A 16,305-nucleotide genomic window follows, 5' to 3' on the forward strand; every position below is an offset into this window, starting at 1 on the left:
ACCTAGGAGAGTCATGACGCAACCGCAGTGGGAGCCCGACGCCGGGGACCTGGAAACGGCGCGGGTCGCCGATTTCGCCCGATTCGTCGGGGCCCGGACCGGACGAGAATTCGACGACTATCACTCGCTGTGGGAATGGTCGATCACCGATCTGCCCGGGTTCTGGGGCGCGCTGTGGGAATATTTCGAACTCGGCGGCGCGCCGGCCACCGTGCTGGCGAGTACCGAAATGCCCGGCGCGCAATGGTTTCCGGGGCAGCTGCTGAACTACGTCGATCAGATCGCCCGTCATGCCCGCACCGACCGGCCCGCCATCGTCTACGCCGGCGAACAGGGCGGCCTGACCGAGATCTCCTGGGCGGAACTGCTGGGCCGCACCGCCTCCTTCGCGGCGACGCTCCGCGAACTCGGGGTGGGACTCGGCGATCGGGTCGTCGGCTATCTGCCCAACATCCCCGAGGCCGTGATCGCCTTCCTCGGCGCGGCCAGTATCGGCGCGGTGTGGAGTGCCTGCGGGCAGGACTATTCGGCCAAGGCGGCGCTCGATCGGCTGGGGCAGTTGGAGCCGGCCGTGCTGGTCACCGCCGACGGTTACCACTTCGGCGGGAAAACGCACGACAAACGCGACGATATCGCCGCCCTGCGGGCCGGGCTGCCGACCGTTCGCGCCACCGTCGTGGTGGCGCGCCTCGGCGGTGCGGTGCCCGACGCTCTGGACTGGAATGCGGTCGCCCCGCCGGAGGGCGCCGAATTGTCCACGGAGCCCGTCGGCTTCGCGCATCCACTGTGGATCCTGTTCTCCTCCGGCACCACGGGGCTGCCGAAGGGGATCGTGCACGGGCACGGCGGCGTCCTGCTCGAACATCTGAAAGCCGCTGCGCTGCAATCGGATATCGGCCGCGGCGACGTCTTCTTCTGGTACACCAGCCCCAGCTGGATGATGTGGAACTTCCAGGTCGCCGGCCTGCTGGTGGGTGCGACGATCGTCTGTTACGACGGCAGTCCGACCTATCCGCACGCCGATTCGCTGTTCGACCTGGCCGCGCGCACGGGCACCACCGTGCTCGGCACCAGCCCCGGCTACGTGCTCGCCTGCATCAAGGCCGGTGTGGTGCCGCAACGCGACCACGATCTCTCGGCGCTGCGCACGATCGGCATCACCGGGTCGTCGCTGCCGCCGTCGTCGGCACTGTGGTTGCGCGACAACGTCGGTGAGCGGGTGCAGGTGAACTCGATCAGCGGCGGCACCGATGTGGTGTCCGCGTTCATCGGCGGTGTGCGCACGGTGCCGGTGTGGCCGGGCGAGCTGTCGGTGCCGTTCCTCGGCGCCGCGGTGGATGCCTGGGACGAATCGGGCCGGCCGGTGCGCGGTGAGGTCGGGGAGTTGGTGATCACCGCCCCGATGCCCTCCATGCCGGTGTCGTTCTGGAACGATCCCGACGGAACACGCTATCGCGCGGCGTATTTCGAGATGTTCCCCGGCGTCTGGCGGCACGGCGACTGGATCACCGTCACCGATCACGGCAGCATCGTCGTGCACGGCCGCTCCGATTCGACGCTGAACCGGCACGGCATCCGGATGGGCTCGGCCGATATCTACCAAGCGGTGGAACAACTTCCGGAGATCGCCGAGGCCCTGGTGATCGGCGCCGAACAGCCCGACGGCGGTTACTGGATGCCGCTGTTCGTCACCCTCGCCCCGGGCACCGAACTGACCGACGAGCTGAAACAGCGCATCAACGCGACGATCCGCACCGAGGTCTCGCCGCGCCACGTCCCCGACGAAATCATCGCCGCCCCGGGCATTCCGCACACCCGCACGGGCAAGAAGCTCGAGGTGCCGATCAAGAAACTGTTCCAGGGTGCGGACCCGGATCGGGTGGTCGAACGCAGCGCGGTCGACAATGCGGATCTGCTCACCTGGTACGCCGAGGTGCCGGCCCGGAAACGGGCGACGTAGGCCGAGCCGCGGAAGCGGTGCGCTGCCGCTCGGTGGCCGCCGAGTACGCGCGGCGCACCGCATCCGGGCCGCGGGTGATCAGGCGGCGAGCTCTCCGGCCTCGTCCATCGACAACCGGCCGTCGACCATGCGGTAGACCGCGTTCATGCGGTGCAGGTGGGTGCGGTCGTGGGTCACCAGCAGGGTGGCGGCGGCGTGGGTGTGGACGACCCCGAGAATCAGGTCGATGACGGCGGCCCCGCGTTCCTGGTCGAGGGCGCTGGTGGGCTCGTCGACGACCAGCAGGGCGGGGTCGTGCATGAGCGCGCGGGCGATGTCGACGCGTTGCCGTTGACCGCCGGACAGCTGGGCCGGGCGCTTCTTCTCGTGGCCGCGCAGCCCCACCGCGTCGAGCAGATCCATCGCCTTGTCCCTGGTTCGGCGTCGCAGGCGCGGTGAGACGACGGTGTGGCCACCCAGGTGCTGCATCACCTCCAATTGTTCGACCGCGGTGAGGGCGGGGATGAGGTTGGGCTGCTGGAAGACGATCCCGATGCGTTCGCGGCGCAGCGTGGTGGCCTCGCGCCGGGACGCTCGGGCGAGGTCGACGCTGCCGTCGTCGGTATCGAGCAGGATCCGGCCCGAATCCGGGCGTACCAATGTCGACACCGTGGCCAGCAGACTCGATTTGCCCGATCCCGACGGGCCGGTGATGGCCGCGATCTCGCCGCCGCGCACGGTCAATGACACCCGGTCGAGGGCGGTGATGCGGTCGGCGCCGTCGGGGAAGGTGAGGGTGAGATCGGAGACGGTCAGGGTGGTGGTCATCGAAAGCTCCTGTGCGGTAATCGAATCAGCGAGATTGGTTGAGCGCGGTGAGCGGGTCGGTGGTAGCCAGGAAGCGCAGGGCGAACACGGCGCCGAGCAGCCCGAGCCCGATCAGGGCGAGTGCGGGCACCACGGTCGTGGCCGCGCTGAGCACGAACGGCACCGCCCCGCCGATGAAGGCCCCGGCCAGTGCGGTCACCCCGACACCGACGCCGACGCCGAGGAGCAGCACGATCAGCGCCTGGCCCAGGGCGTCGCGAACAAGTGCGGTCGTGGTGGCGCCCAGCGCTTTCAGCGTCGCGATATCCGCGGTGCGCTGGATGGTCCAGACGGTGAAGAAGGCACCGATCACCAGGGCGGAGATCACGAACAGCATCACGGTCATCAGCGTGAGCGAACCGTTCTCGGCCCGATACGACCCGATGGCCTGCAATGCGCCGTCGACACTCGTCGTGCGGGTGTGCGCGGCGCTGTTCACCGCACCGGTATCGGGCACTCCGGAGGCGACCAGAATCGTGGCGGCCCCGCCGCGCGGATCGAGTTGCTGCCAGTCGGACAGCGTCGTCCAGATCACCGGGGTGTGCGCGTACCAGTCGTCGTCGCCGACTGCCGCGACCGTGAAGGTACCGCCGCCGATCGACACGCGATCACCGGCGCCGGCCGAGAGGTCTTCGGCGGCGGCTTTACTCAGCACGACGGTGCCGGGTCCGGTAGCCACCTCGTTGCCGAACGCCTTGCCGTCGACGCCGAATATCGCCACCTGGGCCGGTGCGGACCCCTCCCGGACGGCCTGGCTACGGCTGATGCCGACCGGATCGACGCTTCCTCCGGCTCGCTGCCAGCGCTCGACCTGTTCGCTGGTCAGCGCCGAGGAATCGAACGACGGATCGGCGCCGGTATCGGCGAATACGACGCTGCCGCCGGACAGCCGCTCGAGTGCGGAAATATTCTGATGCGCCAGGCCGGCCGTGAGTCCGCTCAGAAAGCTCACCAGCAGGGCCACCATGGTGACGACCAGGGTGATGAGCAGGAATCGGCCGCGGGCGGCCCGCAGATCTCTCAGTGCGACGAACATATCTCCACCTTCGCGATGAATCCGCCGGTGGACATCGCCTGCGCGGACACTTCGCGACCGCCCGACGATGGGGTGCCGAATCCACCTTTCGATGGATGCCGCCCCGGTAACCGCGCATAAGCTGGCAGCGTGCACCGCTCTCCACTCACCCCCGTCTTCGCCGCATTGCAGGTCGGACTGCATGTGTTGATGACGGCGCTGGTGGTCGTGGTGATGGTGCGGGCGGCCGTGCCCGGTGACGACGGCCCCCGGCCCACCGTCGCGGTGATCGTGCTCGCGGCGCTGTTCCTGCTCGTCTATTTCGCGGGTGGGCTGTTGCGCGGGCGCCCGGTCGCCGCGCGAGTGTGGCTGGGCGGGCTCACGGTGCTGTGGCTGGCGTTGATCGTGCTGGTTCCGGAGGCCGTCTACCTGGTGTTCGGACTGTTCTTCCTCTATCTGCATCTGCTGCCGCGACTGTGGGGACTGGCCGCGGTCGTCGCCGCCACGATCGTCTCGGTGGTCGGCTGGGGATTGCACGAGGGGTGGACGGTTCCCGGAATCGCCGGACCGGTCCTGGGCGCGATCGTGGCGATCGCGATCGGCCTGGGCTATCGGGCGCTGTTCCGCGAGGCGGCCGATCGCCAGCAGTTGATCGACGAATTGCTCTCCACCCGTGCCACTCTCGCCGAACGCGAACGCACGGCCGGCAAACTCGCCGAACGTGAACGGCTCGCGCAGGAGATCCACGACACCGTCGCCCAGGGGCTGTCCAGCATCCAGATGCTGCTGCATGCCGCCGAACGCGACGCACCGGATCATCCCGCGTTGCGACAGATCCGGCTCGCCCGCGAGACCGCCGCGGACAATCTGGTCGAGACCCGGCAGCTGATCGGCGACCTCACCCCGGCGGTGCTCGAGGGGCAATCGTTGAGTGATGCGCTCGAGCGGATCGCCCGGCGCGCCGAGGGCCCCGGGCTGAGCGCCCGCACGGTGGTCGAGGGGACGCCGATGCGGCTGCCGATGCCCGTTGAGGCCGCACTGGTGCGGGTGGCGCAGGGTGCGGTGTCGAATGTGGTCCGGCACGCGCACGCCGACCGGATGCGGATCACGCTCACCTACGGTGACGACGCCGTCCATCTCGATGTGGTCGACGACGGCGTCGGTATCGATCCGGCGGTCTTCGGCGGCGGCACCTTCGGCCTCAACGCCATGCGCAGCCGCGTCGAACAGCAGGGTGGTGTCATGGACGTCGAATCCGAGCCGGGGCATACCGCCGTCACCGTGTCTTTTCCGCTGCACGACTCGGAAACCGCTGCGGCCGAGCTCATCTCGCGGGAGGAGCTGCCGTGATCCGTCTCCTGCTGGCCGACGACCACGCCATCGTCCGCGCCGGATTGCGGGCCCTGCTGGATTCCGGCGAGGACATCACGGTGGCCGGGGAGGCCGCCACCGCCGAGGAGGCCGTGGCCTTCTGCGCCACCACGCACGTCGATCTGGTGCTGATGGATCTGCGCTTCGGTCCCGGCAAATCCGGGGTGGACGCGACCCTGGCCCTGCGCGCCCTGCCCGATCCGCCGAACGTCCTGGTTGTGACCAACTACGACACCGACGCCGATATCCTCGGCGCCATCGAAGCGGGTGCCTGCGGTTACATCCTCAAGGACACCCCGCCGCCCGAACTCCTCGCCGCCGTGCGCGCCGCGGCGGCGGGGGAGAGCGTGCTCTCGCCCTCGGTCGCCTCCAAGCTGATGACCCGCGTGCGCAAACCGGACACCACCCTGAGCGCCCGCGAGATCGAGGTGCTGCGCCTGGTCGCCGACGGTCATTCCAACCGCGACATCGGCAAACACCTGTTCCTCAGCGAGACGACGGTGAAATCCCATCTGGTGCACATCTATTCGAAGCTTGGTGTGAAATCGCGGACGTCGGCGGTGGCGCGAGCGCGCGAGCGCGGGGCCATCTGAACCGTGCAGGGCTCGCCGATCGCGGCAGTGTCGCTCGGCGCGTGTCGGGGCCCGCGCCCACGCCGCCGCTTCCTAGGGTGTGCTCATGTCTTCCATCACCGATCCCGAAGTGCGGGAGTTCCTCGCCGCCGGAACCCGTACCGGCAAACTGGCTCTGGTCGCCTCCGACGGCCGCCCGATCGTCAATCCGGTGTGGTTCATCCTCGACGGCGACGACCTGGTCTTCAACACCGGCAAAACCACCGCCAAGGGCAAGGCGCTGGCTCGCGACCCCCGCGTCGCCCTCTGCGTGGACCTGGACGAACCGCCGTACGCCTATTTCCAGGTGCAGGGCGTCGCCACCCTCTCCGAGGATCCTGCCGAACTCCTGCGCACCGCGACCGCCATCGCCGCGCGGTACATGGGCCCGGACCGCGCCGAGGAATTCGGCACACGCAACGCCGTCCCCGGTGAGCTGGTCGTGCGGGTACGCCCGGACAAGATCCTCGGTGGGCTGAACATGACCGGATAGCCGAAAACTCTGCGCTGCAACACGTCCGATACGCAACCCACCGGTTCGTTCCGCGCCGCTGCGGCAGGTTGTGCTGCGCGGCCCACCCACCCTCTGCTTCCACCGTTCCGAATGCACCTCGTGGGACAATGGGGCGACCATGAAGACGAGGTGAGGAGCTGAGGTGACAGCCTTTTCGTATCCGCAACGGCTGCTGACGCTCTCCGATTTCGTGGCGCTCCCCGAAGACGACCGGCATCGCTGGGAGTTGCAGGAGGGGGTACTCGTCGTGTCGCCGTCACCGACACCGGCGCACAATATCGCCGGCGCGCAACTGTATATGCAGTTGTTCGCGCAGCTGCCGGACGATCTGGTGGCCGTGCCGGACGTCGACGTCGATCTGGGGTTGGTCCCGCCGGACGAACCCGCCACCGTCAGGCGACCGGATCTGATCGTCGTGACGCGTGCCGAACTGGAACGAGTCCGTACCTCCGGCGGCATTCTTCGCACGTCGGAAGCGGTGCTCGTCGTCGAAATCGTTTCCCCGGGCTCGCGTCGCACCGATACGGTGACCAAGCGCAGCGAATACGCCGAAGCCGGCATAGCGCACTACTGGATCATCGACCTCAACGAGCCGCTGAGCCTGTTGGTATTCCGGCTCACCGAAGAACTCGGATATGTGGACGAAGGCGAAGCGACCGGAACATTCCGGACCACGTCGCCCTGCCCGCTCACCATCGAGCTCGGGCGGCTGGGCTGAGGGGTGCGGGATCGGGCGGGCACCTAGACTCCGGGCATGACCGTGCATTTCATCGGAGCGGGTCCCGGGGCGGCCGATCTACTCACGCTGCGGGCGGTGGCGCTGCTGCGGGAATCTCCGGTGTGCCTGTATGCCGGGACGTATCTGGATCCCGAGGTGCTGGCGCATTGCGCGCCGGAGTCGGAGTTGATCGATACCCAGGGGCTGGATCTGGACCAGATCGTCGCGCACTGCGCACGGGCCGACGCCGAGGGGAAGGATGTGGCCCGGCTGTGTTCGGGGGATCCGTCGATCTATTCGGCGCTGACCGAGCAGGCGCGCCGGCTCGACGCGCTGGGCATTTCCTGGGATGTGACGCCCGGGGTGCCGGCGTATGCGGCGGCGGCCGCGGCCCTGGGCAGCGAGCTGACGGTGCCGGAGGTGGCGCAGTCGGTGGTGCTGACGCGGACCCAGGCGCGCTCGACCGCGATGCCCGAGTCCGAGGCGCTGGACAATTTCGCGCGGACCCGGGCCAGTCTGGTCCTGCATCTGGCGATCACGCGGATTGGGGAGCTGGCCGCTGAGCTGGCGCAGGAGTACGGCGCCGATTGCCCGGCCGTGGTGGTCTACCGGGCCAGTCAGCCGCAGCAGCGGATTCTGCGCGGGACGCTCGCCGATATCGCCGGCCAGGTCGAGGCGGCCGGACTGCGGCAGGCCGCGGTGGTCCTGGTCGGGCGAGCCCTGACCCCGGCGCTCGACTGTGCGCAGTCCCATCTGTACGACCCCGGACGGGAGCGGCACCCGGTATCCGGGCCCGGCGCGTGACCCCCCTCGCGCACCGCGATTTCGGTCACTCGGGACGGGCGATTCCCGGTAGGTTCCCAGGAGCGGATCGACCGTCGAGGTGGCGGGGACAACGGAGTGCAGTGGTGATGTCGGAGCGCTATCGCCCTTCTTGGCTGATTGTCGGTACCTGGCGGTAGATTGGTTCGGTGTTCATCAGCGAATCTCGAAACGAGGCCGATCCGTGGCCGGTGGGTGGGGTCGGGCCCATGTAACAAGATCGGCCCGACGGACGGATAGGTCCTATGAACATTTTTGTCTGATTGCAATCGAAGTGAGCCCCGAATGCCGGACGCCACGCTCGGATGAGGTGAGCGTCGGCATCGGTGTGCCATCGGGGAGCGCTGCGTGGCGTTCCGGAAGCGAGGTTACGGGTTGGACCGGCTGGATTTCGGCGGAAACGGCGAAGCTGGCGGCGAGGTAACGCCCGCGGCAGTATCCGGGGATCAACTGTTCCCGCTGTCGCCGGCGCAGCTCGGAATCTGGTATGCCCAGCACCTGGACCCACAGGTGCCGATCACGATCGCCCAGTACGTCGACCTGGACGGTGACGTCGACGTCGAGGTGCTCTCGCGCGCCAGCCTGGATGCGTCCCACGAGCTGGGCTCCGGTTTCGTACGCATCGTCGAACGCGACGGCGAGCCGCTGCAGTATGTCGATCACGCCATCGGCGACACCGACGGCGTCGAGCACATCGATCTGCGCGATGCCGCCGATCCGGAAGCGGCCGCGCACGAGTGGATGCGCGCCGACTACGGCCGCCCGCTGAACATCATCACCGACCGCCTGGTCCGCTCGGCCGCGCTGCAGCTCACCGACAACCGCTGGTTCTGGTACTCGCGTGCCCATCACATCGTTCTCGACGGCTTCGGCGCGGTGAACCAGGTCAACCGGATCGCCGAGCGCTACACCGCCTATCGCAACGGCGTCGAGCCCGCCGCGTTGAAGGCCTCCGACCTGCGCGACCTGGTCGAATCCGAATTCGCCTACCGCGACAGCACCCGCTTCGAGAGCGATAAGCAGTACTGGGCCGAGCGCGTGGCCGGCCTGGAGGAGGGCACCAGCCTCACCGGCCGCAATGCCGCCCCGGCCCCGCTGAACGACGTGGTCGGCGCCGCTCTCTCCGACGATCGCAACGACCTGCTCGCCGAAGCCGTTCGTCGCCACGACTCCTCGCCGGCCGCCCTGCTGATCGCGGGTTTCGCCGCCTATCTGGCGCAGTGGACCGACGCCGAGGACGTCATCCTGAGCCTTCCGGTCACCGCGCGCACCACCGCGGTGATGCGGCGTTCCGGCGGCGCCACCTCGAACATCGTCCCGCTGCGCCTGCACGTCGGCCACGACACCACCGTCACCGACCTGCTGAAGTCGGTGCAGGTGGAGGTGTCGGGTGCGCTGCGTCACCAGCGGTACCGGCACGAGGACATTCGCCGTGACAGCGCCGCCGCCGGCCGGGAATCGGGCAGCGGCGACGGAGTGGTGACCAAGGAGTTCTTCGGCCCCTGGGTCAACATCATGTTGTTCCAGGACGAGCTGGTACTCGGCAGCACGCCGGGCCGCTTGCATGTGCTCTCCACCGGTTCCATCGAGGATCTCGGCGTCAACTTCTATCAGACCGAGGGCGGCGCGCGGTCCCGGATCGACTTCGAGACCAACCCGAACCTCTACACCGAAGACGAAGCGCGCCATCATCATTCGCGCTTCCTCGAATTCTTCGACCGGTTCCTGCAGGCGGATGCGCAGGATCGGCTGTGGGGCCTGCCGATCACCACGGCCGTCGAGCGGGCCGAAACCGTCACCGGCTGGAACCGCTCCGTCCACGAGGTGCCGACCACCACGCTGCCGGCCCTGCTGGACGCCGCGATCGCGCGCACGCCCGACCGGACCGCCATCGACTTCCAGGGGCAGACGCTGACCTACGCCGAATTCGGCGCCCGGGTCAACCGCCTGGCGCGGACCCTGATCGCCGACGGTGTGGGCCCGGAATCGCTGGTGGCACTGGGCATGCGGCGTTCGCTGGACCTGGTCGTCGGCATGCACGCGGTGCTGAAGGCCGGTGGCGCGTACGTGCCGATCGATCCGGACCATCCGGCCGAGCGCACCGCCTACATCCTCGACAGCGCGGGCCCGGTGTGCGTGCTGACCAGTTCCACCGACGAGGTGGACCTGCCGGATTCGGTGCGGCAGGTACAGATCGACACGCTCGACACCACCGGTGTGTCCGATGCGCCGATCACCGACGCCGACCGGCTCGCGCCGCTGCGCGCGGACAACACCGCCTACGTCATCTACACCTCCGGTTCGACCGGCCGGCCCAAGGGCGTCGCGGTCACCCACCACGCCATCGTCAATCAGCAGCTGTGGATGCTGCACGAATACGGCCTGACCGAGGCCGACGTCTATCTGCAGAAGACCGCCACCACCTTCGACGTCTCGCTGTGGGGTTACTTCCTGCCGCTGATGGTCGGCGCGAAACTGGTGGTCGCCGATCCGGACGGGCATCGCGATCCGGTCTACGTCGCGCAGATGATCGAGCGGCACGCGGTGACCGTCACCGACTTCGTGCCGTCGATGCTGACGGTCTTCGCCTCGCACGCCACCGCGGGTCAATGTGATTCGCTGCGTGCGGTGTTCGTCATCGGTGAGGCGCTGCCGCCGGGGACCGCCGCGATGTTCCGGGCGATCAACCCGGACGCCGGCCTGCACAACCTCTACGGCCCCACCGAGGCCGCGGTCTCGGTGACCTACTGGGAGGCCACCGCCGCCGACACCACCACCGTCCCGATCGGTATCCCGGAATGGAATGTCGATGTCTACGTGCTGGATTCGCGGTTGCGTCCGGCCGCGATCGGCGCCCCGGGTGAGCTGTATCTGGGTGGACGGCAGCTGGCCCGCGGCTACCGCGGCCGGCCCGATCTGACCTCGGATCGGTTCGTCGCCAATCCCTTCTCGAGCACCGGCGAGCGCATGTACCGCACCGGTGACCTGGTGCGCTGGGGCCGGCAGGCCGACGGGACCGGCGTGCTGGAGTACATCGGCCGTACCGACTTCCAGGTCAAGTTCCGCGGCCAGCGCATCGAGCTCGGCGAGATCGAAACCGATCTACTCGCCCATCCGGCGGTCAGCCAGGCCGTCGTGCTGGTGGTCGACACCGCGACCGGTCAGCAGCTGGTCGCGTATGTTGTTCCGGCGCCGGGATATTCGATCGATTCGGCGGATCTCACCCGGTTCGTGGCCGAGAAGCTGCCCAGCTACATGGTGCCCGCCGCGATCATGGTGCTGGACGCGTTCCCGCTCAACACCTCCGGCAAGCTGGATCGCAAAGCGCTGCCCGAACCCGTGTTCAGCGCCGATGCGACCGGTTACCGCGCCCCCCGCACGCAGGCCGAGGAGATCGTCGCCGGCGTCTTCGCCGACGTACTGAGCCAGCCCCGGGTCGGCGTGGACGACAACTTCTTCGACCTCGGCGGCAACTCGCTGGTGGCGACCCAGGTCGTCGCGCGCATCTCCGCCGTCTTCGGCGTGCAGCTGGGCGTGCGCGCGCTGTTCGAGACGCCCACCGTGGCGGGTATCGCGGCCCGGGCCGACACCGCGGCCGAACACGGCGGCGACGGCGAATTCGCGGCGCGTCCGCCGCTGGTCGCGCAGCATCGCCCGGACCGGGTTCCGCTGTCGCTGGCACAGCAGCGGATGTGGTTCATCAACCAGTTCGACCCCGCCGCACCCACCTACAACCTGCCCTTCGTGGTGCGGCTGAGCGGCACCGTCGACATCGACGCGCTGCAGACCGCGCTGCGCGACGTGGTGGAGCGGCAGGAATCGCTGCGCACCATCTTCCCCGAGTCCGGCGCCGGCGGCTATCAGTTCGTTATTCCGGCCGAACAGGTCGACCTGGGTATCGAGGTGGAGCCGATCGACGCGGCGGATCTGCACGATGCGCTGGCGGCCTTCGCGTCCGCCGGATTCGATGTGTCTCGGGAACTGCCGATCCGGGTGCGGATATTCGAGATCTCCGCCGGCCGCGGCAATGGAACACGGGACTTCGCGGTCGCTTTCGTCGTTCACCACATCGCCGCGGACGGATTCTCCTTCGGTCCCCTGGCGCGCGACGTCGCGGCCGCATATCTGGCGCGTGCGGCCGGTTCGGCTCCCGCCTGGTCACCGCTGCCGGTCCAGTACCAGGACTACAGCCTCTGGCAGCGGGAACTGCTCGGCTCGGAGGCCGATCCGGATTCCATCGCGGCCCGCGAAATCGGGTATTGGCGAGAGGCTTTGGCCGGTCTGCCGGATCAGCTGGAATTGCCCGCCGATCGCCCGCGGCCGCCGGTGCAGAGCTTCCGCGGCCGCCGGGTCGATTTCGCCATCGACGCCGAATTGCATGGGCAATTGGTCGAACTGGCCCGGGCCCACGGCGTCAGTCTGTTCATGGTCATGCACGCCTCGTTGGCCGTTCTGCTGGCCCGGTTGTCGGGCACCAGCGATATCGCTGTCGGCACGCCGGTCGCCGGTCGCGGTGAACAGGCGCTCGACGACCTGATCGGCATGTTCGTCAACACGCTGGTGTTGCGTTCCGAGGTCGAGGGCAGCATCGCGTTCAGCGAATTCCTGGCGCAGACCCGGGAAGTCGACCTCGCCGGATTCGCGCATGTCAACGTGCCGTTCGAACGACTGGTCGAGGTGCTGAACCCGACCCGCTCGCAGGCGCGGCATCCGTTGTTCCAGGTGATGCTGTCGTTCCAGGAGATGTCGCACGCCACGTTGGAACTGCCCGGATTGTCGGTGACCGCCGACGAACTGGACGTCGACATCGCCAAATTCGACCTGCAGTGGACCATCACCGAGGAGCGTTCCGGCTCCGGTGCGCCCGCCGGGATGGTGGCGGAGGTCTCCTACGCCACCGATCTGTTCGATGCGCCGACCGTCGCCGAATTCACCGAACGCTATCTGCGGATCCTGAAATCTGTTGCCGCGCATCCGGATACGGCGGTGCGTGAGATCGATCTGCTCGACGATGCCGAACGGGTCACGGTGCTCTCGGGCTGGAACGAGACCGCGCACGGAGTTTCCGCTCCGACGGTGCTGGATCTGTTCGCCGAGCAGGTTCGGCAGCGGCCCGACGAGCTCGCCGTGCTGTTCGACGGCGGCATGCGCGAGGACGTCGGGGAGCAGATCGAGCTCACCTACGCCGAATTCGACGCGCGCGTCAATCGTTTGGCTCGCAAGCTGATCGACCTCGGCGTGGGACCGGAGTCACTGGTCGGCGTCGGTATCCGGCGTTCGGTGGATATGCTCGTCGCGATCTACGCGGTGATGACCGCCGGTGGTGGGTATGTGCCGCTGGACCCCGACCATCCGGCCGAGCGCACCGACTACGTGCTGGCCTCCTCGGGCCCGGTCTGCCTGCTGACGACCACCGACGACGGCGTCGGCGCGAGCGACATCCCGGTGATCGCGGTCGACACCGTCGACCTGGACGACTATCCGCCGACCCCGGTCGGCGATGCCGATCGACTCGCCCCGCTGCGGCCGAGCAATACCGCATACGTGCTCTACACCTCCGGGTCCACCGGACGTCCGAAGGGTGTCGCGGTCGCACATGCCGCCGTGGTGAACCAGATCGCCTGGATCACCGCGCAATACCGCATGGGGCCGGCCGACGTGGTGCTGCAGAAGACCCCGGTGACCTTCGACGTGTCGGTCTGGGAGTTGTTCGGCACGCTGGCGGTCGGTGCGAAGATGCTCATCGCGGCACCGGACGGGCATCGCGATCCGATGTATCTGTCGGAGATCATCGGCCGCCATCGGGTCACGATGACGTCGTTCGTGCCGTCGATGCTGTCGGTCTTCGTCGGTGCCGCAGTTCCGGCCGAATGTGCCTCGCTGCGTGCCGTTCTCGTCGCCGGAGAGGCGCTGCCGCCGGCGACGGTGACCGCGTTCCGGCAGTTCTCCACCGCCGCGCTGCACAACCTGTACGGCCCGACCGAATTCACCGTGCACGCGACCGCATGGCACCTGGACACCGTCGCCCCCGCCACGGTGCCCATCGGCCGCCCGGTGTGGAACACGCGCGCCTACGTACTCGACCAGGGTCTGTCTCCCGTTCCGGTCGGGGTGCCCGGTGAGCTGTACCTCGGCGGGGTGCAGGTCGCGCGCGGCTATCACGGCCGCCCCGACCTGACCGCCGATCGATTCGTAGCCGACCCGTTCGGCCCGCCCGGATCACGGCTGTACCGCACCGGTGACCTGGTCCGCTGGACCGAACCGGACGCACCCGAGGTCGGCCGCGCGGGCGTGCTGGAATACATCGGCCGCACCGACTTCCAGGTGAAGTTCCGCGGTCAGCGCATCGAACTCGGGGAGATCGAGGCCGCGCTCACCGAGCATCCGGCGGTCAACCAGGCCGTGGTCCTCGTCCTGGACACGGTCGCCGGTGATCAGCTCGTCGGTTACGCGGTCACCCCGGCGGGGCCGGTCGACATCGACAACATCAAGGCTTCGCTGCACCGGCGGCTGCCGGCGTACATGGTGCCCTCGGCGATCGTGGTGCTCGACGCGCTGCCGCTGAACCCGTCCGGCAAACTGGACCGCAAAGCGTTGCCCGCGCCGGTATTCGAGGTGCGCGAATTCCGCACTCCGGCGACTCCGATCGAGGAGATCGTCGCCCAGACCTTCGGCGAGGTTCTGGGCGTGGCCCGGGTCGGCGCGGACGACGACTTCTTCGACCTCGGCGGCAATTCGCTGATCGCCACCCAGGTGGCCTCGCGCTTGGGCAACGCGCTCGACACCCGCGTCCCGTTGCGCATGCTGTTCGAGGCGAGCACCGTGGCCGCGCTGGCCGCGCGAGTGGAATCGCATGCGGGCGACGGTGCGCGCAAGTCGCTGGTGGCACGGGAACGCCCCGAACAGGTGCCGTTGTCGCTCGCACAGCAGCGGCTGTGGTTCCTCAACCGCTACGACACCTCCTCGGCGGTCAACAACATCCCGGTCGCCATGCGGCTGTCGGGTGAACTGGACGTGGCCGCGTTGCAGGTCGCGGTCATCGACGTGATCGACCGCCACGAATCGCTGCGCACGGTGTTCCCGGAGACCGGCAGTGCGCCGGTGCAGGTGGTGCTCGACGCCGCGCAGATCGTGCCGGACCTGACCCCGGTGCCGGTGACCGAGCACAACCTCATCGACCACCTGGTCGAGCTGGCCTCCATGTCGTTCGACGTGACCAACGAAGTGCCGTTGCACGCCCGGCTCTTCGAGATCAGCGAGACCGAGTACGTGCTCGGCATGGTGGTGCACCACATCTCCGCCGACGGCTGGTCGATGCATCCGCTGGCCCGCGACGTGATGGTCGCCTACGCCGCGCGCACCAACTGGGAGCAGCCGGCCTGGACCGAACTGCCGGTGCAGTACGCCGACTACGCGCTGTGGCAGCGCGAGGTGCTGGGTTCCGAGGACGATCCGAATTCGTTGATCTCCAACCAGATTCGGTACTGGACCCGCGAACTCGCTGATCTGCCCGACGAACTGGTGCTGCCCGCCGACCGGCCGCGCCCGGCGGTGGCGACGTATCGCGGTGGCACCTATTCGTTCGTCATCTCGCCGGAAACCCAGCGGCGACTGGCCGACCTCGGCCGCAGGTACAACGCCTCGCCGTTCATGGTGGTGCACGGCGCGCTGGCGATCCTGCTGGCGCGGCTGTCGGGCACCTCCGATATCGCGATCGGCACCCCGGTCGCCGGTCGCGGTGAGGCCGCGCTCGACGATCTGATCGGCATGTTCGTCAACACGCTGGTGTTGCGCACGAACGTCGACGGCGCAATGACCTTCGCCGAACTGCTGGCCCAGGCCCGCAATACCGATCTGCAGGCCTTCGCCCATGCCGACGTGCCGTTCGAGCGGTTGGTCGAGGTGCTCAACCCGGCCCGTTCACAGGCCCGGCATCCGCTGTTCCAGGTGATGCTGGCCTTCCAGAACATCCGCCACGCCAGCCTGGAGCTGCCCGGCCTGTCGGTCAACGGCATCGACTACGACGCCCGGCTGGCGAAATTCGACCTGCAGCTCACCCTGCAGGAGGCGCCGGACGCCGAGGGGGCGGCGGCGGGTATGTCCGCCGAGTTCTCCTATGCGCTCGACCTTTTCGACGAGCCGACGATCGCCGGATTCGCCAAGCGGCTGGACCGGGTGCTGGCCGCGGTGGTGGCCGATCCGGACCGCCCCATCGGTGATATCGCGCTGATCGACGCGCTCGAGGCCGATCGGGAACTGCGCGAGTGGAACTACACCTCGCGCGAGATCGGTTCCGCGACACTGCTTCCCGAGCTGTTCGCCGAGGCCGCCCGCACCCACGCGGATGAGGTCGCGGTGGTGGACCGCGAGGCCGGCGAGACCCTGACCTACGCCGAATTCGGGGCCCGCGTGCGCCGGTTGGCGCGGCGGCTGGTCGAGGCGGGCGTG

Annotated in this window: 9 protein-coding genes; 7 read left to right on the forward strand and 2 right to left on the reverse strand. The window is 68.5% G+C overall.

All coding sequences use genetic code 11. The annotated features are described in order from the left end of the window. Window positions 1-13 precede the first annotated feature (13 nt). Window positions 14-1,960, forward strand: coding sequence for an acetoacetate--CoA ligase (locus NE2_RS30880; protein ID WP_063031815.1), 1,947 nt, complete (start codon window positions 14-16; stop codon window positions 1,958-1,960). A gap of 78 nt (window positions 1,961-2,038) precedes the next feature. Here the strand turns inward: NE2_RS30880 and NE2_RS30885 are convergent, their stop codons facing one another. Together NE2_RS30885 and NE2_RS30890 are read right to left on the reverse strand one after the other, a co-directional pair. Beyond that, on the reverse strand, window positions 2,039-2,767 hold the full coding sequence (locus tag NE2_RS30885) for an ABC transporter ATP-binding protein (protein WP_063031817.1): 729 nt from the start codon (window positions 2,765-2,767) through the stop codon (window positions 2,039-2,041). A 25-nt stretch (window positions 2,768-2,792) separates the two neighbouring features. After that, window positions 2,793-3,842, reverse strand: a complete 1,050-nt coding sequence (locus tag NE2_RS30890; RefSeq protein WP_063031819.1) for an ABC transporter permease — start codon at window positions 3,840-3,842, stop codon at window positions 2,793-2,795. A 129-nt stretch (window positions 3,843-3,971) separates the two neighbouring features. Here NE2_RS30890 and NE2_RS30895 point away from each other — a divergent pair, with 129 nt between their 5' ends. The 6 genes from NE2_RS30895 to NE2_RS30920 form a co-directional block, all read left to right on the forward strand. Further along, window positions 3,972-5,171: a sensor histidine kinase gene (locus NE2_RS30895; protein ID WP_063031821.1), complete on the forward strand. Its 1,200-nt coding sequence runs from the start codon at window positions 3,972-3,974 to the stop codon at window positions 5,169-5,171. Further along, window positions 5,168-5,785 carry a response regulator transcription factor gene (locus NE2_RS30900; protein ID WP_063031823.1) on the forward strand — a complete coding sequence of 206 codons (618 nt, stop codon included), beginning with the start codon at window positions 5,168-5,170 and terminating at the stop codon, window positions 5,783-5,785. Before NE2_RS30895 ends, NE2_RS30900 begins: the two co-directional genes overlap by 4 nt. Window positions 5,786-5,870: 85 nt before the next feature. Then, a complete protein-coding gene (locus NE2_RS30905) occupies window positions 5,871-6,296 on the forward strand; it encodes a PPOX class F420-dependent oxidoreductase (protein ID WP_063031835.1) in 426 nt (141 codons plus the stop codon). Window positions 6,297-6,459: 163 nt separating this feature from the next. Beyond that, on the forward strand, window positions 6,460-7,035 hold the full coding sequence (locus NE2_RS30910; RefSeq protein ID WP_063031825.1) for a Uma2 family endonuclease: 576 nt from the start codon (window positions 6,460-6,462) through the stop codon (window positions 7,033-7,035). A gap of 36 nt (window positions 7,036-7,071) precedes the next feature. Next, a complete protein-coding gene (cobM, locus tag NE2_RS30915) occupies window positions 7,072-7,839 on the forward strand; it encodes a precorrin-4 C(11)-methyltransferase (RefSeq protein WP_063031826.1) in 768 nt (255 codons plus the stop codon). 366 nt (window positions 7,840-8,205) lie between these two features. After that, a partial coding sequence (locus NE2_RS30920) for a non-ribosomal peptide synthetase (protein WP_233429934.1) occupies window positions 8,206-16,305 on the forward strand: 8,100 nt, incomplete at its 3' end.

Origin of the sequence: Nocardia elegans NBRC 108235 (assembly GCF_001612845.1) — a bacterium.
Classification (GTDB): Bacteria; Actinomycetota; Actinomycetes; order Mycobacteriales; family Mycobacteriaceae; genus Nocardia; species Nocardia nova.

Coding starts and splice junctions, on each gene's coding strand:
- NE2_RS30880 (WP_063031815.1), top strand. CDS start 14: ATGACGCAACCGCAGTGGGAGCCCGACGCCGGGGACCTGGAAACGGCG.
- NE2_RS30885 (WP_063031817.1), bottom strand. CDS start 2,767: ATGACCACCACCCTGACCGTCTCCGATCTCACCCTCACCTTCCCCGAC.
- NE2_RS30890 (WP_063031819.1), bottom strand. CDS start 3,842: ATGTTCGTCGCACTGAGAGATCTGCGGGCCGCCCGCGGCCGATTCCTG.
- NE2_RS30905 (WP_063031835.1), top strand. CDS start 5,871: ATGTCTTCCATCACCGATCCCGAAGTGCGGGAGTTCCTCGCCGCCGGA.
- cobM (WP_063031826.1), top strand. CDS start 7,072: ATGACCGTGCATTTCATCGGAGCGGGTCCCGGGGCGGCCGATCTACTC.